Genomic DNA, 22,593 nt, shown 5'->3' with positions numbered 1-22,593 from the left:
AGAAAAGGAGGTTGACTACTATGTCGATTAAAAAATTTAAGCCGACATCACCGGCTAAACGATATATGACTGTAGAGTCTTTTGAAGAAATTACGACTGATAAGCCAGAAAAATCATTATTAGCTCCACTTAAAAAGTCTGGTGGTCGTAATGCTAATGGTCGTATTACAGTGAGACATCGGGGTGGAGGACATAAAAGAAAGTATAGGATTATTGATTTTAAGCGAGACAAAGATGGAGTACCGGCTAAGGTAGCTACTATTGAATATGATCCAAATCGTTCTGCACGGATTGCATTGTTACATTATGCTGATGGGGAGAAGAGGTATATTTTATCTCCTAAAGGGATTGAAGTTGGAGATACAGTTCGTTCAGGAGAAGAAGCTGATATTAAACCAGGGAATGCATTGAAATTAAAAGATATTCCTGTAGGTACTATCATTCATAATGTTGAATTGAAGCCAGGGAAAGGTGCACAGTTAGTTCGTTCTGCTGGAGCACAAGCACAGTTAATGGCTAAAGAAGGAAAGTATGCTCATATTAAGTTGCCTTCAGGAGAGGTTAGACTAGTGCAAGCAGAATGCAAAGCTACTATCGGTCAAGTAGGTAATATTGAACATGAGAATATTACTATCGGTAAAGCCGGACGTAGTCGTTGGTTAGGTCGAAGACCAAGTGTAAGAGGTGTAGCTATGAACCCTCATGACCATCCACATGGTGGTGGAGAAGGTCGAAAAGCAGCTGGTAGACATCCAGTTACACCTTGGGGACAGTCAACAATCGGTAAGAAGACGCGAAAACCTAAGAAGTCTGATAAGTTAATTATTCGTCGTCGTAATGACAAAAAGAAAGACTAAAGTGGATATTGAGAGGAGGTAACTAATTTGGGTCGTTCAGTGAAAAAGGGGCCATTCGTTGAAGAGAAATTGTTAGCTAAGATCGAAGAGATGAATGAGTCTGGAGAGAAAAGAGTTATTAAAACTTGGTCAAGAAGTTCTACTGTCTTTCCGCAGATGGTTGGTCATACGATAGCGGTTTATGATGGACGGAAGCATGTTCCAATTTATATTACAGAAGAGATGGTAGGGCATAAATTAGGTGAATTTGCGCCTACTAGATTATTTAGACAGCACGGTTCTCGTACAGAGAGATCGACAGCACTTAAGTAAAGGGGGTTAAACGATGGAGGCAAAAGCTATCGCTAAACAAGTTCGCATTTCTTCGCGAAAAGCTAGACAGGTAATCGATTTAATTAGAGGCAAAGAAGTTGCTGAAGCAATTGGAATTCTTCGGCATACTCCTAAAAAAGCATCTAAGATTATTGAAAAAGTGCTTACATCTGCTGTAGCTAATGCGGAGAATAATCACGATATGATTGCAGATGAATTATATATATCGGAAGCTTATGTTGACGAAGGACCAACAATGAAGAGATATAAACCACGGGCTATGGGTCAAGCAAGTCCTATTAATAAAAGAACGAGTCATATTACTGTTAAAGTTAAGGAAAAGAAGGAGGGATAATTAGTGGGACAGAAAATTAATCCACACGGTTTAAGAGTTGGGGTTATTAAAGATTGGGATGCCAAATGGTATGCTGATAAAGATGACTATGCTGATTTTTTGCATGAAGACTTAGATATTCGAAATCATATTAAAGAAAAGATGTATAATTCAGGAATCTCCCGAATGGTTATTGAGCGTGCTGCTGATCGGATTAAGGTTGATATTCATACAGCTCGACCAGGAATGGTAATTGGAAAAGGTGGATCAGAAGTTGATGCCTTACGTAAAGGGTTACAGGAGATGACTGGTAAGAAAGTCCAGATTAATGTTGTTGAAGTTAAGAATCCAGAGAAGAATGCACAATTAGTTGCTGAAAGCGTAGCAGGACAGTTAGAAGGAAGAGTCTCTTTCCGAAGAGCTATGAGGCAAGCAATGAATCGTGCTCTAAGACAGAGTGGTGTAGAAGGATTTAAGATTGAATGTGGTGGTCGTTTAGGCGGTGCTGAAATGGCTCGTACTGAAGGTTACCATGAAGGTAATGTACCACTTCATACTTTAAGAGCTGATATTGATTACGGCTTTGCAGAAGCCTACACGACTTATGGTAAGATCGGAGTTAAAGTTTGGATTAACAAAGGAGAAATTTTACCGGAAGTTGATGACGAATAAAGATTATCGGTTAGAAAGGAGGCAAACAATATGTTATTACCAAAGCGGGTTAAACATAGAAAGCAGCATCGCGGAAGATTAAAAGGTAAAGCACATCGTGGAAATACAGTTAACTTTGGAGAATTTGGATTACAAGCTTTAGAACCAGCTTGGATCACTAATCGACAGATAGAAGCTGCTCGAATCGCTATGACTCGTTATATCAAAAGGGGCGGTAAGATTTGGGTTAATATCTTCCCTGATAAGCCAGTAACAGCAAAGCCAGCTGAAACAAGAATGGGTTCTGGGAAAGGTGCTCCAGAACATTGGGTTGCTGTAGTAAAACCTGGTCGAGTCATGTTCGAAATCGCTGGTATTAATGAAGAGGTGGCTAGAGAAGCAATGCGTTTAGCAGCTCATAAGTTGCCGATTAAGACTAAATTTGTAAAACGAGAAGGAATGGATGGTGACAGCGATGAAAGCTAATGAGTTACGAGAATTAACTTCCGAAGAATTAGGATATAAGTTAGATGAACTGAAAGAGGAATTATTTAATTTAAGGTTTCAAAAAGCGACTGCTCAATTAGATAATCCGACGAGAATTCGTGAAGTTAAGAAGGCTATTGCTCGAGTTAAGACAATCTTACACGAACGTAAATTAGGAATCAGTCATTAATACTTGATTTGGGCTGACTTAAAATTAGCTAATATTTATTTGATAAAGGAGGTTACCTAATGTCTGAGAAGAAAAAGGTTAGAACAGGAACCGTTGTTAGTGATAAGATGGATAAGACGGTTGTAGTTGCAGTTGAACGTAAGACGCAACACCCATTATATAAACGAGTTATTAATCGTACTTCTCGCTTTAAGGCTCATGATGAAAAGAATGAGTGTAAAGTTGGAGATAAAGTAAAGATTAAAGAGACACGTCCTATTAGTAAGCAAAAGAGATGGATAGTAGATGAAATTCTTCGTAAAGCTAAATAGATAGTTCGATGGAGGTTTAGGAAAGGAGGTTATTAGTAATGATTCAAGTAGAATCTAAATTAAATGTAGCTGATAACTCTGGAGCTCGAAAGTTATTGTGTATTAAAGTATTAGGCGGTTCCAAGAAAAAGTATGCCACTATTGGTGACACAATTATTGCTACAGTTAAAGAAGCAATTCCTGATGGAATGGTTAAAAAAGGTGAAGTAGTAAAAGCAGTAATTGTTAGAACTCAGAAAGAGTACAGACGTTCAGATGGATCATATATTAGTTTTGATGAAAATTCAGCGGTGATTGTGGATAAGAATAGTAATCCTCGCGGAACAAGAGTTTTTGGACCAATAGCACGAGAATTAAGAGATAAAAGGTTTACCCGAATTATTTCATTAGCGCCAGAGGTATTATAAATTATTATTAAGAGAATGGTTAATTTTCTAAGAGTTGAAGGGAGGTAGTTCGATTGACTATTCCTAAGCTAAGTATTAAGCAAGGCGATAAAGTAAAAGTTATCGCTGGTAATGATAAAGGTAAAAGTGGTGAAGTATTAAGAGCTTTGCCTCGTGAAAATAGAGTGATCGTAGAAGGAATTAATATCAGAAAGAAGCATCAACGACCTACTCAGGATATGCCACAAGGTGGAATTGTAGAGCGTGAAGCACCAATTGCTGTTTCTAATGTTAAGTTGATTTGTAAACATTGTGATCAGCCTACTAGAACTGGAAAAGAAAAATTAGATTCTGGTGAAAAAGTTCGAACTTGTAAAAAGTGTGGCGAGTTTGTAGATTAATAGATTGATCGTTGATTATTAAATTATCGGTTTGTTATGGAAGGAGGGCTAAGCTAATGGCAATATTAAAGGAAAAATTTCAAGAAGATATTGTTGAAGCATTAATGGAGAAATTCGATTATGATAATGTAATGCAAGTTCCAAAAGTAAAGAAAGTTATTCTTAATATGGGAATCGGTGAAGCTGCTGAAGATGCTAAGTTATTAGATAATGCGGTAGAAGAATTAAGAGTTATTACTGGACAGGAACCAGTAGTGACGCGAGCAAAGAAATCTATTGCTAACTTTAAAATCAGAAAAGGAATGCCGGTTGGTTGTAAAGTTACATTACGTGGAGGTCAGATGTATGAGTTCTTATACAAGTTGATTAATGTTGCTTTACCTAGAGTTCGTGATTTTAGAGGACTTTCCACTAGATCGTTTGATGGAAGAGGAAACTATTCTTTAGGTCTTGATAACCAGATAGTCTTTCCAGAGATTGATGTAGATGAAGTAGATAAAACACGAGGAATGGATATTACAATTGTGACTGATGCTGAAACTGATGAAGAGGCTAAAGAGTTATTAGCATTAATGGGTATGCCGTTTAAGAGATAAGCTTAATAACTTTAGAGTTTAAAGGAGGGAAAAATGTGGCTCGAAAATCTAAAATAGAGAAAGCTAAAAAAGAAAAAGACCATTCTACTCGTGGAGTTATTAGATGTCGTCGATGTGGTCGACCTCGGGGAGTTCTTCGTAAGTTTGAATTATGCCGAATCTGTTTCAGAGAATTAGCTCATGAGGGCGTTTTGCCAGGAGTTAAGAAGTCTAGTTGGTAATTGATGTGAAATTAAGAAAGGAGGTTGGTTTTTATGTCTATGACTGATCCGGTTGCAGATATGTTAACTCGTACTAGAAATGCAAATTTAGCTAATAAGGATAAAGTTGATATCCCAGCATCTAACATTAAAGAAGAGATAGCACGAATTTTACAAGATGAGGGGTTTATTAAAGAGTATAAGCGTATTGACGATAATGCGCAAGGAAAATTGAGGTTATACTTGAAGTATAGTAATGGTGAAAAAGTTATTACTGGTTTAAAGCGAATTAGCAAGCCAGGATTGAGAGTATATGCTTCTAAAGATGAAGTTCCAAAGGTATTAGGTGGTTTAGGTGTTGCTATTATTTCAACTTCACAAGGAGTAGTAACTGATAAAGTAGCTCGTGAAAAAGGAATCGGTGGCGAAGTTGTTTGTTATGTATGGTAGTTTGAATTAGAATAGGAGGTGTTATATAATGTCTCGAGTTGGACATTTACCAGTTGAAATTCCTGAAAAGGTAGAAGTTACAGTTAAAGATAGCGTAGTAAAGGTTAAAGGTCCTAAAGGAGAATTATCTCATAAGGTTAATGACCGTTTAGATATTAAAATTGAAGATAATACTCTTGTGATTACTAGATCTACAGATTCTCGTGATGATAAAGCTACTCACGGTTTAAGCAGGAGTTTAATTATTAATATGATTGAAGGTGTAACTAAAGGGTTTAAGAAGGAATTAGAATTAAATGGTGTTGGATATAGAGCAAAAAAACAAGGTAATAACCTAGAACTACAGGTAGGTTACTCACATCCAGTAGTAATTGAACCTGGTGAAGGTATTGAATTAGATGTAGAAGGTAACGATAAGATTATAGTTAGTGGTACAGATAAACAGAAAGTAGGAGAGGTTGCTGCTAATATTAGATCTGTTCGTGAACCAGAACCGTATAATGGTAAAGGAATTAAATACGTTGATGAATATATTAGACGAAAAGAAGGTAAGACTGGTTAATAGCATTAAGGCTATGGACTATAGTTAGAGGAAGGAGTGACTTTGTGATGAGTAAAGCAAGAAAGAAGCGTCATCAAAGAATTCGAAATAAGATTAGTGGAACTCCAGATCGACCACGCTTAAATGTTTATCGTAGCTTAAAGCATATTTATGCGCAAGTTATTGATGATTTAACTAGTGAGACATTAGTTGCCGCTTCTACTCTTGATGCTGAAATTAAAGATAAAATTGATAACGGTGGCAATGTAGATGCAGCGCAAGAAGTAGGAAAATTAGTTGCTAAACGAGCAATTGATAAAGGTATAGAGAAGGTTGTTTTCGATCGTGGTGGGGATAAATATCACGGTAGAATTAAAGCTTTAGCAGAAGCAGCTAGAGAGAATGGTTTAGAATTTTAAAGAGAAGGAGGGAAAATAGTGAATAACAACATTGATCCAAATGAGTTAGAACTAGATGAAAGAGTTGTTAATATTAACCGTGTTTCTAAGGTTGTTAAAGGTGGTAGACGTTTTAGTTTTAGTTCTTTAGTAGTTGTAGGTGACGGGAATGGCCATGTTGGAGCTGGAATCGGTAAAGCTAACGAAGTACCTGCTTCTATTCGTAAAGGGATAGATGCTGCTAAGAAAGAGCTAATTAAAATACCTTTAAAGGATACAACTATTCCTCATGAAGTTACTGGAGTGTTCTGTGCGGGAAGAGTACTATTAAAGCCAGCTTCTGAAGGTACTGGAGTAATTGCTGGTGGTCCTGTACGTGCGGTATTAGAGTTAGCGGGAATTAAAGACATTTTAACTAAATCTTTAGGTAGTGATAATCCATTAAATATGGTTAATGCTACTATGCAAGGTTTAAAAGAGCTAAAAGACGTTGAAGAAGTTGCTAAATTAAGAGGTAAAACTGTGGAAGAACTATTAGGATAGATTCTTAGTTATCATAAATATTAATAAGAATATTTAAAAAATCAAAGGAGGTGAAGTTGATGAAACTTCATGATTTGCAGCCAGCTGAAGGAGCAAAAAAGAAACGTAAGCGAGTAGGACGTGGTATAGGTTCTGGTCATGGCAAAACTTCTGGACGAGGTCACAAAGGACAAAATGCTCGTAGCGGTGGTGGCGTAAGACCAGGGTTCGAAGGTGGTCAAACTCCTTTATTTAGACGTTTTCCTAAACGAGGATTTACGAATAAGTTTAAGAAAGAGTATGCAGAGGTTAATGTTAAGAGTTTAAATAAGTTTGATGAAGGAACGGAAGTTACTCCTGAATTATTAGCTGAAGCTGGATTGGTAAAGCAGGTAAAAGACGGTGTTAAAATTCTTGGTGATGGTGACTTAGATGTATCATTAACGGTGAAAGCAGATGGTTTTACTAAGTCCGCAGTAGAGAAGATTGAAGATGCTGGCGGAAAAGCAGAGGTGATTGAATAATGTTATCGGCTTTAAGTAACTCTTTAAAGGTTAAGGAGTTACGTCAAAAGATATTCTTTATTTTAGGCATGATTGCTGTATATCGAATTGGGGCACATATTCCAGTTCCTGGGGTTGACCCAGCGAAATTAAGTGAAATTTTTCAAGGTGGAGGTCTATTAGGGTTTTTAGATATGTTTTCTGGTGGAGCATTAAGTAGGTTTACAATCTTTGCTATGAGTATTAACCCTTATATTACTTCCTCAATTATTATGCAATTATTGACTGTAGTTATTCCTAAGTTAGAGGAGTTATCTAAACAAGGTCAAGAAGGGCAGAAGATTATTGCTCAGTATACTAGATATGGAACAGTAGTCTTGGGTTTAATTCAGGGTTTTGGAATAACGCTTTGGATTAAAAATTTAGGAGCTATTGCTAATCCTAACTTTTTTAACCTCTTTACAATTGTTATTACTTTGACTGCTGGAACAGCTTTCTTAATGTGGTTAGGTGAGCAGATTACGGATAAAGGAATCGGTAATGGAATATCAATCATCATTTTTGCTTCAATTATGTCTCGAATGCCAGCAGCTACTTTAGGTATTATCCGTAAAGTACAAGTAGGAACGATTAATGTCTTCCAAGTATTATTCTTCCTAATAATTGCTGTAGTTATTGTGGCAGGGATAATTTATATTCAGCAGGGACAGCGAAAGATTCCTGTGCAGTATTCGAAGCGAGTGGTTGGGCGTAAGGTATATGGCGGTCAAAGTACTCATATTCCGATGAAGATTAATCAAGCCGGTGTAATTCCAGTTATCTTTGCTTCATCAGTATTATTATTTCCAGCTACGATTGCTAAGATTCTGCCTTACGGTTGGGCACAGACATTAGCAGATATGTTAAGTCCTGGATCTGTCTTATATACAACTATTTATGCTTTAGCCATCATCTTTTTCACATATTTTTATACAGCAATTACATTTAATCCACGAGAAGTTGCTGATAATATTAAGAAGCATGGTGGTTTCGTTCCAGGTAGAAGACCAGGTAAGCCAACAGCAGAATATTTAGATAGAATTTTAACAAGAATTACTTTAGCCGGAGCATTATTCTTAGCGGCAATTGCTGTTCTACCTAATTTTGTAATGCCTTTAACCGGTATTCAAGTTAGATTTGGAGGAACGGCACTACTGATTGTAGTTGGTGTAGCTTTAGAGACGATGAAACAGATAGAGACTCACTTACTACAACGTCATTACCAAGGTTTTATGGATTAATAGATTAGGCGATTATTTTTAGAGGAGTGATTTAGGTGCATTTGATTTTAGTAGGACCACCGGGAGCAGGTAAAGGTACACAAGCTGCTAATTTAGTTGAAGAGTATGGAGTACCACATATTGCTACCGGAGATATATTTAGAAGTGCAATTAAGAATAAAACTCCTTTAGGTAAAAAAGCAAAAGAATATATTGACCAAGGAAAATTAGTTCCCGATGAAGTAACAATTGGAATAGTTAGAGAAAGATTATCTAAGGGTGATTGTCAAGAAGGTTTTATTTTAGATGGATTTCCAAGAACTATTGCTCAAGCAGATGCCTTAGCAGAGATCCTGAAAGAATTAAATATTGAATTAAATGCTGTTTTAAATATTAAAGTTAGTGATGAAGAAGTTATTAAAAGGTTATCAGGGCGAAGAATTTGTAGTGATTGTGGAGCAAGTTATCATGTTGACTTTAATCCTCCGCAAGAGGATGGAGTTTGTGATAAATGTGAAGGTGACCTTTATCAACGAGAAGATGATCAACCAGAAACGATTAAAGAAAGATTAAAAGTATATAAAGAAAAGACGGAACCATTAATTAATTATTATCAAGAAGCAGGACTATTAAAGAATGTTAATGGGGAAGCTGGGTTAGATGAGGTATTCGGGAATATTAAGCAGGCGGTGGGATAATGATTATTCGCAAGTCAGAACGAGAATTAGCTTTAATGCGTGATGCGGGACGAATAGTTGCTGAAACTCATGCTTATTTAGCTGAAGAGGTTACACCAGGGATTACTACTGAAGAGATAGATAGAATGGCCGAAGAGTTCATTTTGAAGCATGATGCTAAGCCTGCTTTTAAAGGATACCAAGGATTCCCTAGTACAGTCTGTGTGGCTATTAATGAACAGGTTGTACATGGGATTCCTGATTCAAGACGATTGAAATCTGGTGAGATCATTGGTTTAGATATCGGAGCAATAAAGAGTGGTTACTACGGAGATGCTGCTCAGACTTTAGCTGTAGGTGAAGTCTCTGATGAAGCTCAAAGATTAATGAGAGTAACTAAAGAATCTTTGCTTGCAGGCATTGAAGCAGCAGTGGAGGGGAACAGGTTATCAGATATTTCACATGCTGTACAAAGTCATGTAGAGGCAGCAGGGTTTTCTGTAGTTAGAAACTTTGTAGGGCACGGGATTGGAAGTAAGATGCACGAAGCCCCACAACTTCCTAACTTTGGTGCTCCAGGGAATGGACCGATTTTAAAATCGGGGATGACCCTAGCTATAGAACCAATGGTTAATGTTGGTGATTATCGAGTTGAAACTTTAGATGATGGTTGGACTGTTGTAACTAAAGACCGTGAGTTGTCGGCTCACTTTGAGCATACAGTTGCTATCACAGAGTCAGGCCCACAAATTTTGACTAAGATTTAAATTGCATATTAATTGGCATTTATGATATAATGTTAAATTGAGGTTTGAATAGATATTAAATTCTTTAAGGAGGTTGAAATCACCTAATGGGAAAGGAAGACCCGATTGAAGTAGAAGGTACTGTGGTTGAACCGTTACCGAATGCTAAGTTTCGTGTGGAGTTAGAGAATGGTCATAAGGTTTTAGCGCATGTGTCTGGTAAAATGAGAATGAATTATATTCGAATTCTGCCAGGTGATAAAGTTACAGTGGAGTTATCGCCATATGATTTGAGTAGAGGTCGGATTACTTATCGACATAAATAGTAATTATGGTTATTAGCCATTAGATAGTCATTGTAATAGGTTGAAAAGAGGAGGGTAAGATAATGAAAGTTCGGCCGTCAGTAAAGCCTATTTGTGATAAATGTAAGGTGGTTCGGAGAAAAGGTAAAGTATTTGTAATTTGTGAAAACCCTAAGCATAAGCAAAGACAAGGTTAATTATAGACTTATATTATTATGAAAAAATGGAGGTGTAAAGCATGGCTCGAATTGAAGGTGTTGACTTGCCAAGAGATAAGAGAGTTGAGGTTGGTTTAACTTATATACTTGGTATTGGTCGTTCTACTTCTCAAGAGATCTTAGAAATGACAGGGGTTGATCCTGATACTAAGGTTAGGGATTTAACTGAGGAAGAAGTTGCTAAGTTAAGAAATGCTATTGATGAAAATTATACAGTTGAAGGTGAACTACGTCGGGAAGTTCGTGGTGATATTAAGCGTTTGAAAGATATCGGTTCTTACCGAGGATTAAGACATAGAAGAGGATTACCGGTTAGAGGACAAAGAACTAAGACTAATGCCCGAACTCGTAAAGGACCTAAGAAGACGGTTGGTGTTAATAGAGGATAATCTTAATCGGAGAGAAAGCACTATAATTATAAGGAGGGAAATTGATGGCACGGAGAAAGAGAAAGAAGAAGAAGAAGCATGTAACAAAAGGGCAAGCGCATATTCGCTCTACTTTTAATAATACAATTGTTACTTTGGCTGACCAGCAGGGTAATGTTATTGCTTGGTCTAGTGCTGGTAATTTAGGTTTTGAAGGAACAAGAAAGAGTACTCCATATGCTGCACAGATGGCGGCGGATTCAGCTGCTAAAGAAGCTATGGAACATGGTTTAAAAGAGATTGAAGTCTATGTTAAGGGACCAGGTGCTGGTAGAGAAGCGGCAATTAGGTCATTACAGGCTGCTGGATTAGAGATTACTTCTATTCAGGATGTAACTCCTATTCCGCATAATGGTTGTCGACCACCTAAACGTCGTCGAGTATAATTAAATAATAAAGTAATTTGGAGGTGTGATTATAAAATGGCAAGATATACTGGAGCTGTTTGTCGTCAGTGTCGCCGAGAAGGTGAAAAATTATTCCTTAAAGGTGAAAGATGTTATTCAGATAAATGTGCTGTTGAACGTCGTTCATATGCTCCTGGCGAACACGGACAGGGAAGACAGAAATTATCAGAGTTTGGTGTACAGTTAAGAGAAAAGCAGAAAGTTAGAAGGATTTATGGTGTGTTAGAGAAGCAGTTTAGAAAGTATTTTGGAATGGCAGATAATGAACCAGGAATTACTGGTGAAAACTTCTTAAGAATTTTAGAGAGAAGATTAGATAACGTAGTTTATAGGTTAGGATTTGCTGTTTCTCGTAATGAAGCTAGACAACTAGTTCGTCATGGACATTTTTTAGTTAATGGAAAGAGAGTTGACATTCCTTCTTATTTGGTAGAAGAAGGAGATGAAATTGAGGTTAAAGATTCTAGTAAAGATATGACTAGAATGAAAGAGGTTGTTGAAGTTACTGCTCAAAAAGCTGTTCCAGAATGGTTAGAGGTTAGTTTAGAGCAGAAGACAGGTAAAGTATTAAGTATGCCGGAAAGAGAAGATATTGATACTCCGGTTCGCGAGCAATTAATTGTTGAATTCTATTCTAGATAAATAAAATAAATTAGTTTGTGGTTCTTCGATGAACCACTAGCTACTTTTATTTTAAGGAGACTTTTAAGTAAGTACCCTCAAGTAAAGTTGAGAAAATTTTCTTGCACTGCAAAGGGAGGGTTTAATAAATAATGATTGAATTTGAAAAGCCTAAAATTGAAAGAGTAGAGTCAGATGATACTTATGGTAAGTTTACTATTACTCCATTAGAGAGAGGATATGGTATTACTTTAGGTAATGCATTACGTAGGATTATGTTATCTTCATTACCTGGAGTAGCAGTTACTTCAGTTAAAATAGAAGGTGTTAAGCATGAATTTTCTACTATTCCTGGAGTAGTAGAAGATGTGACTGATATTATTTTGAATTTAAAAGAATTAGTGGTTAATATGGATTCTGAAGAACCTGAAGTATTAAGAATTGAAGCAGAGGGTGAAGGTAAGGTTACTGCTGAGCAATTTACCGTTAGTGGCAACGTAGAAATATTGAATCCAGATCTCCATATTGCGACTTTAAATGATGAAGCAGAATTAAGTATGGAAGTAACTATTGAGAAAGGTAGAGGTTATGTTTCTGCTGAGGAAAATGAAGGTGAAGAGAATGTTATTGGAGTTATTCCTATAGATTCTGCATTCTCACCTATTAAGCGAGTAAACTTTGAAGCGGAGGATACAAGAGTAGGTCAAGTAACTGATTTCGATAAATTGATTTTAGAGGTTAATACTGATGGAAGTTTAACCCCTGAAGAAGCTATTAGTTTGGCCGCTAAGGTATTAGCAGAGCATCTTGATTTATTTATTAATTTAACCGAAGAGATTACTGAAGTTGATATCATGGTAGAAAAAGAAGAAGAAGAAAAAGATAAGATTTTAGAGACAACAATTGAAGAGTTAGACTTATCAGTACGTTCTTCTAACTGTTTAAAAAGAGCAGGAATTAATACAGTTGAAGAGTTAACGGAGAAGACTGAAGATGATTTAATGAAGGTTAGAAATTTAGGAAAGAAATCTTTACAGGAAATTAGAGATAAATTAGATGAATTAGAACTTTCCTTAAACAAGCCTGAACTGTAGGTATTTGAGATATAAGTAAATGAGGGAGGGATGAAACTGTGGCCCAGAGAAAATTAAGTAGAAATAGCTCTAGTCGTAAGTCTTTAATGAATAGTTTAGCCATTTCTCTTTTTAAGAACGAACGAATCGAGACTACAGAGCCTAAAGCTAAAGAAGCTCAACGTTTTTCTGAAAAACTGATTACTACTGCTAAGAATGATAATCGTAATGCGCGTAAAAAGGTGATGCAGAAATTAAACGATAAAGAAGCAGTAACTAAATTATTTACAGAGATTGCTCCGCGTTTTGCTGAACGCCAAGGTGGTTATACTAGAATATTAAAGTTAGGAGCGCGTCGTGGTGATGGAGCACCAATGGCAATTTTAGAATTAGTAGAGTAAATAGATAATTTAATATTGCGGACGATAAACAGCCATAATATATAAAATTTTCAATTGGAGTCTACATTAACTACGGCCGAAGCCCTACATATTTCGGCCGTAATATATTTCTCTTCTGTATGGCTGTTTTTTGTATGAAATAAAGGTGGATAAGCAGATGAAACCATTAATTGAATTAAATGATGTTAGCTATAGCTATAATGGAGAAGAAGATTTTGTTCTAAAAGATATTGATTTAAATATAGAACCTGGTGAATTCGTAGCTATCGTTGGTCATAATGGCTCGGGAAAGTCGACTTTAGCTAAACTACTAAACGGTCTTTTATTACCATCTAAAGGCGAAGTTAAGGTAGGAGGACTCTCTACTACTAGTCAAGAAGAATTATGGCAGATTAGGCAGCAAGTTGGTATGGTTTTTCAGAGTCCTGATAATCAATTAGTAGCTAATATTGTAGAAGAAGATGTAGCTTTTGGACCAGAAAATTTAGGTTTACCTTCGGAAGAGATCAAAGCTAGAGTTAAAGAAGCTTTAGCTTTGGTTGGGATGAAAGATTTTGCTCGTCATGCCCCTCATAAGTTATCTGGTGGGCAGAAGCAGCGGGTAGCTATTGCTGGAATTATTGCTATGCGTCCGGACTGTTTAGTCTTTGATGAGCCTACTGCTATGTTAGATCCAGTCGGTAGAAAAGAAGTTATTAAGACTGTTGAAGACCTTAATAAAAATGAAGGATTAAGTGTAGTTTATATTACTCATTTTATGAATGAAGTAGTTAATGCAGACCGAATCTTAGTCTTTGAAGAGGGAGAAATAGTCTTATCAGGTAGTCCTAAGGATGTCTTTACAAAGGTTGATGAGATTAAAGAACTGTCTTTAGATGTTCCCCAGGTGACTGAATTAGCTTATCATCTTCAAAATTCTGGTCTAGATATAGATTCTGATATTTTTACGGTAAATAGGTTGGTGGAAGCAATATGCTCATTAAAGTAGAGAGTGTTACGCATCAATATGATGATATGGGAGAGTCAGTCCTAAACGACATAAATTTTTCGATTAATAAGAATGAATTTATTAGTTTAATTGGCCATACTGGCTCTGGAAAGTCAACTTTAGTACAGATTTTGAATGGTTTAATTAAACCGATTTCAGGACAAGTCTTTCTGTCTGGAGAAGATATTACTGGGAAAGATGTTGATTTGAAGAAGGTTAGACAACAAGTAGGTTTAGTTTTTCAATACCCAGAACATCAGTTATTTGAAGAAACGGTTTACCAGGATGTGGCTTTTGGGCCTAAAAATTTAGGTTTATCAGAAGAGACTATAGAAGACCGAGTTAAGGACTCTTTAAAATCTGTAAATCTTGAATATGAAGAGTTTAAAGATCGTTCACCATTTAAGTTAAGTGGTGGGCAGCAACGGCGAGTGGCAATTGCTGGTGTCTTAGCTATGCGACCTAAGGTCTTGATTTTAGATGAACCTACTGCTGGCTTAGACCCTAGAACTAGGATTGAATTGATGGAAGAGATAATTAAGTTTAAAGAAGAATTTAATTTAACTATTATCTTAGTATCCCATCGAATGGAAGAAGTCTTTCAATTAGCTGATAGAATTTTAGTTTTGAGTGAGGGGCAGTTGGTTTTCAATGAATCTCCTACTGAATTAACATCTAAGTATCATCAATTGCAGCAATTAGGTCTAGGTGTTCCAGAAATAACTGAAGTATTAGTCAATTTGAAAGAAAAAGGTTATGATTTAAATACAAATATATTTGATATTTTATCAGCAAAAGATGAAATTATTAAAGTATTAAGGAGTTAGGGTTATGTTAAATGATATTATGCTAGGTCAATATCTTGACCGAGATTCTATAGTTCATAGTTTAGACCCCCGGATTAAGATCTTATTAGTGATTCTATTTATTATTGTTCTATTTATTAGTAAGACTCTCTTAGGTTATGCAGTATTAGGTGGTTTTATCATAATTAGTACTCTTATAGCAAAAATTGAGTTCAAGTATATTCTAAAGAGTTTGAAACCCTTACTATTCATTATTAGTTTAACCTTAATTATTCACTTGTTTTTAACTAAGGGTGGAGAAGTAATTTGGGAATGGAAATTTTTAAGTATTGAAGAGAAAGGTCTAAACTTAGGTCTCTTTATGGCTGCAAGATTGATCTTTTTAATTACTTTTACTTCGTTATTAACCTTAACTACTTCGCCTTTAGAGTTAACTGATGGGTTAGAAAAGCTACTGAATCCATTTAAAAGATTTGGCGTTCCGGCTCATGAATTAGCAATGATGATGACGATTGCATTAAGGTTTATCCCTACTCTATTAGAAGAGTCCGAAAAGATCTTAAAAGCGCAGAAAGCACGAGGGGCAGACTTTGAAAGCGGGAATTTGATTCAAAAGGCTAAAAGTTTGATTCCTTTATTAGTACCGCTCTTTGTCAGTGCTTTTCGTCGTGCTGATGATTTAGCTTTAGCAATGGAAGCTAGGTGCTATCGTGGTGGAGAAGGTCGAACTAGAATGAATGAATTGCATTTATCTAGAGCAGACTATCTAATAGGAGGAGCAACTGCTATTTTCTTAATATTTGTTGCGATATTGATTTGATTTTGGAAGAAATGTTTTGAGGTGTAGTAAATGCGTTACTTAAAAGCGATTGTTGAATATGATGGGACTAATTATCATGGTTTTCAACGGCAGAATAATGCACTAGCAGTTCAAGAAGTATTAGAAGAAAGTTTATTGAAATTAACAAAGACGCAGATAAAAGTAATTGGTGCTAGTAGAACTGATAGTGGTGTACATGCGGAAGGACAAGTTGTTAATTTTCAAACTAAATCACCGATTCCAATTGAAAGATTTAGTTATGCTTGGAATAACTCATTACCTGATGATATTGTAATCAAAGAAGTAAGCAAGACTGATGCTGAATTTCATGCTCGTCATTCTGCCAAAGGGAAGGTCTATGAATATCATATATTGAATCAAGAGACGCCCTCAGCCTTTGAAAGAAATTATAGTTACCATATTAAAAAAGAATTAGACTTCACTGCTATGCAGAAAGCTGCAGAATATTTGGTGGGAGAACATGATTTTACTTCCTTTCGTGCTTCTGGTTGTAGTGCTAAGACACCAGTTAGAAAGATAGAGAGTTTTACAGTTAAGCAGTTAGGTAATAAGATCATACTTAGCGTAGAGGGAACTGCTTTTTTATATAATATGGTTAGAATTATGGCGGGAACTTTAATCGAAGTAGGACTTGGTAAATTAGATATAAAAGAAGTCCCTAAAATATTAAAACTTAAGGATAGAACTCAAGCTGGTTCGACGGCTCCTGGTTGTGGGTTAAGATTAATTAGAGTTAAATATTAAAATTCCTTGACAGTTTACAATTATTATAATAAAATTAATTCGTGAGACTTATTAATTTTATTCAAAATTGCCCCGGACCTACTTTATATATATTATTTTATTGTGACGATATGATTTTGTTATAAGGAGGGAAATTAGATGAGTACTTATATGGCAAAACCAGAAGATATAGAAAGAAATTGGTTTGTAGTTGATGCTGAAGGTAAAACTCTAGGTAGAATGGCTACTGAAATTGCAACAGTGCTACGTGGAAAGCATAAGCCAATTTATACTCCAAATGTGGATACAGGAGATTATGTAATAGTCATCAATGCTGAAAAAGTTAAGCTAACAGGTAAAAAGTTAGAGCAGAAGATGTATCATAAGCATTCTGAATATCCAGGTGGACTAAATTCTATTAGCTATAATGAATTATTAGCTAAAAAGCCAGAGAAAGTAATTGAATTAGCGGTTAAAGGAATGTTACCTAAGAATAAATTAGGACGTAAGATTTTTAAGAAATTAAAAGTCTATGCTGGTGCAGAGCATCCTCATGCTGCTCAACAACCAGAAGAATTAGACATTTAAGCGGAAATATATTAATGGGAGGAGGATTATTATGGCAGAAGTTGAGTATTTAGGAACTGGAAGAAGAAAGCATGCAATAGCTAGAGTAAGATTACAACCGGGTAACGGACAGGTTATTGTTAATGACCGACCTATAGATGATTATTTTGGTCGTAAAACTTTAGAAAAAGAAGCTTTACAGCCTTTAGACGTAACTGAGACTGTTGGAGAATTCAATATAGTAGTTACTGTAGAAGGTGGTGGAGTGTCAGGTCAGGCCGGAGCAATTTCTCATGGTATTGCTCGTGCTCTATTAGATGTTGAACAGAACTATCGAACTCCATTAAAGAAAGCAGGTCTTTTAACTCGAGACCCAAGAATGAAAGAACGTAAGAAGTATGGACGTAAGAAAGCAAGAAAGTCTGGTCAATTCTCAAAAAGATAATCAATTTTTCATGGCAAGGAAGGGTATATATACTCTTCCTCTTTCTTTTGTTTAAATTAAATTCTGACAGGTTAGAGTCTGAAAATATATCTTTATTAATAAAAAACGTAATTTCAGGCTGAGGTTAAGGATAAGGTTGAGAAAGTTCAAATCCTTAAAAATCATATCAATAATAGTTAACTAAGAAAACATGTATTAAGTTAGCGTACATGAAATCTAATTATAAAATTTACTTGCATAAGAATATATTAGAATATTGACGCTAATAATAGAATTTAATAAATATTTCCGCGGAAATATTGTTATATTTTTTAGAAGAAAGATGTATTGGGGAGAATAAATGATGAAGACACCATATTTAGAGATAAAACTAGATAAAATAGTTAAAAACACTAGAAAAATTGTTAGTTTAGCAGCAAAGCATGGCATTAAAATTTTTGGAGTGACTAAGGGGGTTTGTGGTGACCCACAGATAGCCCAAGCTATGGTACGTGGAGGGGTAAAAGGTTTAGCGGATTCAAGAATAGAAAATATTAAAAAGTTAAACAGTTATGGCTTTAAGCTACCATTGGTTCTATTGAGGATTCCCATGTTAAGTGAAATAGAAAGAGTCATTAACTATGTAGACATTAGTTTAAATTCTCAATTAGAAGTAATTGAAGCTTTAAATAAAGAGGCAAGGTCAAGAGGAAAGACCCATAAAATTATTCTAATGGTTGATTTAGGTGATAGAAGAGAAGGAATCTTACCTAAAGAGGTCAAAAAAGTAGTTGGAAGGATTAAAGCAAATTGTTCAAATATAAAAATAGTAGGATTAGGTACTAATTTAGCATGTTTCGGAGGGGTTTTGCCAACAGCAGAGAATATGAATCACTTTATAAGATTAGTAGAAGAAGCCGAATCAGTTCTAGAGAACAACTTACAGATTATTTCAGCAGGGAATAGCAGCTCTTTACCATTATTACATACTTCTGGAGTGCCACAAAGAGTAAATCAACTTAGAATTGGGGAAAGTATATTATTAGGAAGTAATTTGGTTGAGGGAGGTACCCTACCTAGTTTACATAGTGATACTTTCATTTTAGGGGCAGAGATAGTAGAGTTAAATGAGAAGGGAGCACTACCAGATGTGCCTCAAGGTCCTAATGCATTTGGAGAAGAATTAAAGTTAAAGAAAGATGGAATACGAGAAAGAGCTATTCTAGCTATTGGTAGACAAGATATCTCTCCGAATGGTTTAACTCCTTGTCTAACTGGAGTTGAAATTGAAGGGGGCAGCAGTGATCATTTAATCATTGATATTACAGATGTAAAAGAGAAATTAAAGGTAGGAGATATACTAGAGTTTAAAGTTGATTATAGTTCTTTATTGAGAGCAACAACTTCGCCATATGTGGATAATAGTTATTCGCTTGTGTAAGGAGGGGACTATTTGAAAGTAGCAGTTATTGGTGTGCCGATGGATTTAGGAGCAAATCGTCGCGGTGTTGATATGGGACCAAGTGCTATTAGATATGCCGACTTAATACCACAAATTAAGGAGTTAAAAATTGGAGTTAAGGATTATGGTGATGTGGAAGTTCCAATTATTAGACATAATAAAGAAAGAGAGAATTATATCTTAGCAATTAGAGATACTTGCAGTATTTTAGCTAAGAAAGTAAAAAGAAGTTTAGATCTGGATTACTTACCATTAATTCTAGGCGGGGATCATAGCATTACTATTGGGACTTTTAAAGGCTTAAAAAGTGTTAATCAAGATGTAGGATTAATTTGGTTCGATGCTCATGCTGATTTTAATACTCCTGGTACAAGTCAGACCGGAAATATTCATGGCATGTCTTTAGCAGTAATTAATGGCGAAGGTCCTGATGAATTAATATCTATTTTAGAGGATGATTACGGAATAGATGAAGAAAATATTGCTTTAATTGGAGTTAGAGATTTAGATGCTAGTGAGAGTAGGAGATTAAAAGAGACAGATATAAATATATATACAATAAGTGATATAGATAGATTAGGAATAGAGCAGGTAATGAAGGAAGCGATAGAGATAGCTTCTTGTGATAAGGAGGGGGTACATGTTAGTTTTGATATTGATGTGTTAGATCCTTTAACGGCACCTGGAGTAGGAACGGCAGTGCCTGGGGGTCTAAATTATCGCGAGGCCCATTTAGCTATGGAGATGATAGCTGATGCTGGGACTTTGATTTCTATGGATTTAGTAGAAGTAAATCCTATCTTAGATGAACGGAATCGAACTGCTAAAGTAGGAGTTGATTTAATCCTATCAGCTTTAGGAAAGCAAATACTATAAGATAAATATAACGATGAAAGGAGTTGGATTTCATGAGTGGAATTGTTTTTGCAGGATTAAGTCCTCATCCACCGATGTTGATACCAGAAATAGGGAGAGATGATTTAAGGCAAGTTGAAGAGACACAAAAGAGCATGAGGGAGTTTGCTAAAAGAGTCAAGAAGGCAGAACCTGATCTAATTATTACTATTAGTCCACATGGTCCGGTATTTTCTGATGCGATTAGCATATTGAATACTCCTAAATTACATGGTGATTTTGGTCAGTTTGGATTTCCTGAGATAGAATTAAGCTATGACTTGCAGGAAGATATTATTAAAGAATTGGTTAGAGTAAATAAAGCAGAAGATATAACAGTAGCCAGAATTGATCAAAGTAGTGCTCATAAACTTGAGATTAATCCGAAGTTAGACCATGGTGTTTTAGTTCCTCTCTATTACTTAGAAGAAGCGGGCATTACTGATCTACCTTTAGTACCAGTTACCATGGGGATGCTACCATATGAGGATCTATATAAGTTTGGAAAGATAGTCCAATTAGCAGCTATGAAATTAGGCTATCGTGTAGCAATTATTGCTAGTGGTGATCTTTCACATCGTTTAACTCCTGAGGCTCCAGCTGGATTTAACCCACAAGCTAAGGAGTTTGATCAGAAGTTAGTACAGGCATTAGCAGAAGATAGAATAGAAGATATTTTTGCATTAGACAGAAATTTGATTGAAAAGGCTGGAGAATGTGGATTAAGACCAATTATGATTATGTTAGGGGCTATTGATGGATTAGCTGTTAAACCAGAGTTATTATCTTATGAAGGACCGTTTGGGGTAGGTTATGGTGTAATTACTTATGAGATCGATGGTTCTGACGAAGAACGGAAGAAATTAGATGGGTTGCTAGCTGACCGTCAGGAGAAATTAGCGGAACAGCGTAAAGAAGAAAGTGATTTGGTTCGATTAGCTCGCAAGGCGGTAGAGCAGTATGCATTAAATAAAGAGTTAATTTCAGTGCCAGATGAATTAACAGATGAAATGAAGAAGGAAGCCGGCGTCTTTGTCTCAATAAAGAAGTATGGACAGCTAAGAGGCTGTATTGGAACTATTGAGCCAGTCGAAGAGAATGTAGCTGCAGAGATAATTAGAAATGCCTATAGTGCTGGATTTAAAGATCCTCGTTTTCCAGCTGTTAACTTAAATGAATTAGAAGAATTAACTTATTCAGTCGATATTTTAGAAGAACCAGAGTCGATTGAGTCACCAAAAGAATTAGACCCTCGCAAGTATGGGGTGATAGTTCGCAAAGGACAGAAAAGCGGATTATTACTACCTAGACTCGATGGAGTAGATACTGTTGATAAGCAGCTAGAGATTGCTAAAAGAAAAGCAGGAATACCGATAGATGAAGAGGATGTAGAGTTGATGAGGTTTAGGGTTACGCGGTATGAGTGAGGCTAAAATTAAAGAGGCTAAATGGTACGAAAAGATATCTGAAGGTAGAGTAGAGTGTAACTTGTGTCCTCATAACTGCAAATTGAATGAAGAGCAGACGGGAGTATGTGGAGCGAGAGAAAATCTGAATGGTAAATTGATTACTAAAATCTATGGTCAGGCTAGTGCGATGGCGATTGATCCTATTGAAAAGAAACCACTCTTTCATTTTTATCCAGATACTGATATATTATCTATAGGTACAGTAGGTTGTAATTTAAGTTGCAAATTCTGCCAGAATCATCATATTGCTCATGATCATCAGGCTAAAACTAACTTTCTAACTCCTGAACAGATAGTAGCAGCGGCTAAAAAACATGACGTAATTGGAGTTGCATATACTTATTCAGAACCGATTATTTGGTTTGAATATTTATTGGAGACAGCTAAATTAGTAAAGGAAGCAGGAATGAAGAATGTGTTAGTAACTAATGGAGTAATTAATTCTAAGCCTTTTAATGAGCTGCTACCTTATATTGATGGTTTCAATATAGACTTAAAAGCTTTTACTGAAAAATTTTACCGTAATATATGTCAAGGATATTTAGAACCGGTTAAAAAAACAATTAGATTAGCTAATAAAGAAGCTTTAGTAGAAGTAACAACCTTATTAATTCCAGGTTTGAATGACTCGAAAGAAGAAATAGAAGATTTAGTAAGATGGTTAGCAGAAATTGAGCCTAATATTCCATTGCATTTTTCCCGTTACTTTCCCAAATATGAATTAGAGATAGAAATAACTCCGATAGAAACTTTGCTTAAAGCTAAAGAGCTAGCTGAAGAGAAGTTGAACTTTGTTTACTTAGGTAATGTACAGGATAGTAAATATAGGAATACATATTGTTATCAATGTGGGGAATTATTAATAGAAAGAGATTGGTCAAAAGTTAAATTAAATTTAGATGAAGATTTATGTCCTGAATGTGGAGTGAAGATTAATATTTGGAATTAAAAATAAAAATTCTTGACATTCTTTAAAAATTTGCATATAATATTATCAAAGCAAGAAAAAGTTAATAATTTAAACACAAAGAACGGGCTAAGAGTTAGGGCTAACTTTTAGAGAGGGGTTCTCGATAGGCTGAAAGGAACTCTAGTTAGGAATAATTCATTCTGCCACCCGGGAGTGGTGAGGTCGAAATAGTAGTA

36 protein-coding genes and 1 other annotated feature (1 of these 37 cut by a window edge) are annotated in these 22,593 nt (G+C 35.7%); all 36 genes read left to right on the top strand.

Features of this window, described 5'->3' with window-relative positions; all coding sequences use genetic code 11:
• Positions 1-20 precede the first annotated feature (20 nt).
• Positions 21-857: a 50S ribosomal protein L2 gene (rplB, locus tag BM077_RS03750; protein ID WP_089748265.1), complete on the top strand. Its 837-nt coding sequence runs from the start codon at positions 21-23 to the stop codon at positions 855-857.
• Between the two features lie 27 nt (positions 858-884).
• Positions 885-1,169: a 30S ribosomal protein S19 gene (rpsS, locus tag BM077_RS03745; protein ID WP_089748266.1), complete on the top strand. Its 285-nt coding sequence runs from the start codon at positions 885-887 to the stop codon at positions 1,167-1,169.
• 13 nt (positions 1,170-1,182) lie between these two features.
• Positions 1,183-1,524 carry a 50S ribosomal protein L22 gene (gene rplV / locus BM077_RS03740; RefSeq protein ID WP_089748267.1) on the top strand — a complete coding sequence of 114 codons (342 nt, stop codon included), beginning with the start codon at positions 1,183-1,185 and terminating at the stop codon, positions 1,522-1,524.
• Positions 1,525-1,527: 3 nt separating this feature from the next.
• Positions 1,528-2,175, top strand: a complete 648-nt coding sequence (gene rpsC, locus BM077_RS03735; RefSeq protein ID WP_089748268.1) for a 30S ribosomal protein S3 — start codon at positions 1,528-1,530, stop codon at positions 2,173-2,175.
• A gap of 30 nt (positions 2,176-2,205) precedes the next feature.
• The gene (gene rplP, locus BM077_RS03730; protein ID WP_089748269.1) at positions 2,206-2,640 is read left to right on the top strand and encodes a 50S ribosomal protein L16; all 435 of its coding nucleotides are present in this window, start codon (positions 2,206-2,208) and stop codon (positions 2,638-2,640) included.
• Positions 2,630-2,830, top strand: a complete 201-nt coding sequence (gene rpmC / locus BM077_RS03725; protein WP_089748270.1) for a 50S ribosomal protein L29 — start codon at positions 2,630-2,632, stop codon at positions 2,828-2,830. Before rplP ends, rpmC begins: the two co-directional genes overlap by 11 nt.
• 59 nt (positions 2,831-2,889) lie before the next feature.
• On the top strand, positions 2,890-3,141 hold the full coding sequence (gene rpsQ, locus BM077_RS03720) for a 30S ribosomal protein S17 (protein ID WP_089748271.1): 252 nt from the start codon (positions 2,890-2,892) through the stop codon (positions 3,139-3,141).
• 38 nt (positions 3,142-3,179) lie between these two features.
• Positions 3,180-3,548, top strand: coding sequence for a 50S ribosomal protein L14 (gene rplN, locus BM077_RS03715; RefSeq protein WP_089748272.1), 369 nt, complete (start codon positions 3,180-3,182; stop codon positions 3,546-3,548).
• 59 nt (positions 3,549-3,607) lie between these two features.
• A complete protein-coding gene (gene rplX / locus BM077_RS03710; protein WP_255361546.1) occupies positions 3,608-3,928 on the top strand; it encodes a 50S ribosomal protein L24 in 321 nt (106 codons plus the stop codon).
• Positions 3,929-3,984: 56 nt separating this feature from the next.
• Entirely contained in the window at positions 3,985-4,524 is a 540-nt protein-coding gene (gene rplE / locus BM077_RS03705) for a 50S ribosomal protein L5 (RefSeq protein ID WP_089748274.1), read from the top strand.
• Positions 4,525-4,559: 35 nt separating this feature from the next.
• Entirely contained in the window at positions 4,560-4,745 is a 186-nt protein-coding gene (locus BM077_RS03700; RefSeq protein ID WP_089748275.1) for a type Z 30S ribosomal protein S14, read from the top strand.
• A 33-nt stretch (positions 4,746-4,778) separates the two neighbouring features.
• A complete protein-coding gene (rpsH, locus tag BM077_RS03695; RefSeq protein ID WP_089748276.1) occupies positions 4,779-5,174 on the top strand; it encodes a 30S ribosomal protein S8 in 396 nt (131 codons plus the stop codon).
• Positions 5,175-5,202: 28 nt separating this feature from the next.
• On the top strand, positions 5,203-5,736 hold the full coding sequence (gene rplF / locus BM077_RS03690) for a 50S ribosomal protein L6 (RefSeq protein WP_089748277.1): 534 nt from the start codon (positions 5,203-5,205) through the stop codon (positions 5,734-5,736).
• Positions 5,737-5,783: 47 nt separating this feature from the next.
• Positions 5,784-6,134 (top strand): 50S ribosomal protein L18, encoded by a 351-nt coding sequence (rplR, locus tag BM077_RS03685; protein WP_089748278.1) that lies wholly within the window; start codon positions 5,784-5,786, stop codon positions 6,132-6,134.
• An 18-nt stretch (positions 6,135-6,152) separates the two neighbouring features.
• Positions 6,153-6,656, top strand: a complete 504-nt coding sequence (gene rpsE, locus BM077_RS03680) for a 30S ribosomal protein S5 (RefSeq protein WP_089748279.1) — start codon at positions 6,153-6,155, stop codon at positions 6,654-6,656.
• Between the two features lie 59 nt (positions 6,657-6,715).
• A complete protein-coding gene (gene rplO / locus BM077_RS03675) occupies positions 6,716-7,159 on the top strand; it encodes a 50S ribosomal protein L15 (RefSeq protein ID WP_089748280.1) in 444 nt (147 codons plus the stop codon).
• Positions 7,159-8,418, top strand: a complete 1,260-nt coding sequence (gene secY, locus BM077_RS03670; protein WP_089748281.1) for a preprotein translocase subunit SecY — start codon at positions 7,159-7,161, stop codon at positions 8,416-8,418. Before rplO ends, secY begins: the two co-directional genes overlap by 1 nt.
• A 35-nt stretch (positions 8,419-8,453) precedes the next feature.
• The gene (locus tag BM077_RS03665; RefSeq protein ID WP_089748282.1) at positions 8,454-9,095 is read left to right on the top strand and encodes an adenylate kinase; all 642 of its coding nucleotides are present in this window, start codon (positions 8,454-8,456) and stop codon (positions 9,093-9,095) included.
• Complete coding sequence (map, locus tag BM077_RS03660) at positions 9,095-9,841, top strand: type I methionyl aminopeptidase (RefSeq protein ID WP_089748283.1); 747 nt, start codon at positions 9,095-9,097, stop codon at positions 9,839-9,841. Before BM077_RS03665 ends, map begins: the two co-directional genes overlap by 1 nt.
• A gap of 86 nt (positions 9,842-9,927) precedes the next feature.
• Complete coding sequence (gene infA, locus BM077_RS03655; protein WP_089748284.1) at positions 9,928-10,146, top strand: translation initiation factor IF-1; 219 nt, start codon at positions 9,928-9,930, stop codon at positions 10,144-10,146.
• Between the two features lie 62 nt (positions 10,147-10,208).
• On the top strand, positions 10,209-10,322 hold the full coding sequence (rpmJ, locus tag BM077_RS03650; protein WP_089748285.1) for a 50S ribosomal protein L36: 114 nt from the start codon (positions 10,209-10,211) through the stop codon (positions 10,320-10,322).
• A gap of 41 nt (positions 10,323-10,363) precedes the next feature.
• Positions 10,364-10,732: a 30S ribosomal protein S13 gene (rpsM, locus tag BM077_RS03645; RefSeq protein ID WP_089748286.1), complete on the top strand. Its 369-nt coding sequence runs from the start codon at positions 10,364-10,366 to the stop codon at positions 10,730-10,732.
• A gap of 44 nt (positions 10,733-10,776) precedes the next feature.
• Positions 10,777-11,157, top strand: coding sequence for a 30S ribosomal protein S11 (rpsK, locus tag BM077_RS03640; RefSeq protein ID WP_089748287.1), 381 nt, complete (start codon positions 10,777-10,779; stop codon positions 11,155-11,157).
• A gap of 36 nt (positions 11,158-11,193) precedes the next feature.
• Positions 11,194-11,820, top strand: a complete 627-nt coding sequence (gene rpsD, locus BM077_RS03635) for a 30S ribosomal protein S4 (protein WP_089748288.1) — start codon at positions 11,194-11,196, stop codon at positions 11,818-11,820.
• A gap of 131 nt (positions 11,821-11,951) precedes the next feature.
• Positions 11,952-12,893 carry a DNA-directed RNA polymerase subunit alpha gene (locus BM077_RS03630; RefSeq protein WP_089748289.1) on the top strand — a complete coding sequence of 314 codons (942 nt, stop codon included), beginning with the start codon at positions 11,952-11,954 and terminating at the stop codon, positions 12,891-12,893.
• A 38-nt stretch (positions 12,894-12,931) separates the two neighbouring features.
• The gene (gene rplQ / locus BM077_RS03625; RefSeq protein WP_089748290.1) at positions 12,932-13,273 is read left to right on the top strand and encodes a 50S ribosomal protein L17; all 342 of its coding nucleotides are present in this window, start codon (positions 12,932-12,934) and stop codon (positions 13,271-13,273) included.
• Between the two features lie 157 nt (positions 13,274-13,430).
• Positions 13,431-14,261 carry an energy-coupling factor transporter ATPase gene (locus BM077_RS03620; protein ID WP_089748291.1) on the top strand — a complete coding sequence of 277 codons (831 nt, stop codon included), beginning with the start codon at positions 13,431-13,433 and terminating at the stop codon, positions 14,259-14,261.
• A complete protein-coding gene (locus BM077_RS03615; protein WP_089748292.1) occupies positions 14,246-15,088 on the top strand; it encodes an energy-coupling factor transporter ATPase in 843 nt (280 codons plus the stop codon). The genes BM077_RS03620 and BM077_RS03615 overlap by 16 nt, the downstream gene beginning before the upstream one ends.
• 4 nt (positions 15,089-15,092) lie before the next feature.
• Positions 15,093-15,887 (top strand): energy-coupling factor transporter transmembrane component T family protein, encoded by a 795-nt coding sequence (locus BM077_RS03610; protein WP_089748293.1) that lies wholly within the window; start codon positions 15,093-15,095, stop codon positions 15,885-15,887.
• Between the two features lie 30 nt (positions 15,888-15,917).
• Complete coding sequence (gene truA, locus BM077_RS03605) at positions 15,918-16,652, top strand: tRNA pseudouridine(38-40) synthase TruA (protein WP_089748294.1); 735 nt, start codon at positions 15,918-15,920, stop codon at positions 16,650-16,652.
• 138 nt (positions 16,653-16,790) lie between these two features.
• Positions 16,791-17,219 carry a 50S ribosomal protein L13 gene (rplM, locus tag BM077_RS03600; RefSeq protein WP_089748295.1) on the top strand — a complete coding sequence of 143 codons (429 nt, stop codon included), beginning with the start codon at positions 16,791-16,793 and terminating at the stop codon, positions 17,217-17,219.
• Positions 17,220-17,250: 31 nt separating this feature from the next.
• The gene (gene rpsI / locus BM077_RS03595; RefSeq protein WP_089748296.1) at positions 17,251-17,643 is read left to right on the top strand and encodes a 30S ribosomal protein S9; all 393 of its coding nucleotides are present in this window, start codon (positions 17,251-17,253) and stop codon (positions 17,641-17,643) included.
• A 343-nt stretch (positions 17,644-17,986) separates the two neighbouring features.
• On the top strand, positions 17,987-19,063 hold the full coding sequence (locus BM077_RS03590) for an alanine/ornithine racemase family PLP-dependent enzyme (protein ID WP_089748297.1): 1,077 nt from the start codon (positions 17,987-17,989) through the stop codon (positions 19,061-19,063).
• Between the two features lie 12 nt (positions 19,064-19,075).
• Positions 19,076-19,960, top strand: a complete 885-nt coding sequence (gene rocF / locus BM077_RS03585) for an arginase (RefSeq protein ID WP_089748298.1) — start codon at positions 19,076-19,078, stop codon at positions 19,958-19,960.
• Positions 19,961-19,992: 32 nt separating this feature from the next.
• Positions 19,993-21,405, top strand: coding sequence for an AmmeMemoRadiSam system protein A (gene amrA / locus BM077_RS03580; RefSeq protein ID WP_089748299.1), 1,413 nt, complete (start codon positions 19,993-19,995; stop codon positions 21,403-21,405).
• Complete coding sequence (amrS, locus tag BM077_RS03575) at positions 21,398-22,396, top strand: AmmeMemoRadiSam system radical SAM enzyme (RefSeq protein WP_089748300.1); 999 nt, start codon at positions 21,398-21,400, stop codon at positions 22,394-22,396. The genes amrA and amrS overlap by 8 nt, the downstream gene beginning before the upstream one ends.
• A gap of 69 nt (positions 22,397-22,465) precedes the next feature.
• Positions 22,466-22,593 (top strand) — a binding site (T-box leader) (it continues 109 nt past the right edge of the window).

Origin of the sequence: Candidatus Frackibacter sp. WG13 (assembly GCF_900114655.1) — a bacterium.
Taxonomy (GTDB): domain Bacteria; phylum Bacillota; class Halanaerobiia; order Halobacteroidales; family Acetohalobiaceae; genus Frackibacter.
Note: the sequence above shows the minus strand (reverse complement) of the source record. Positions and strands in the feature narration are given on the sequence as shown.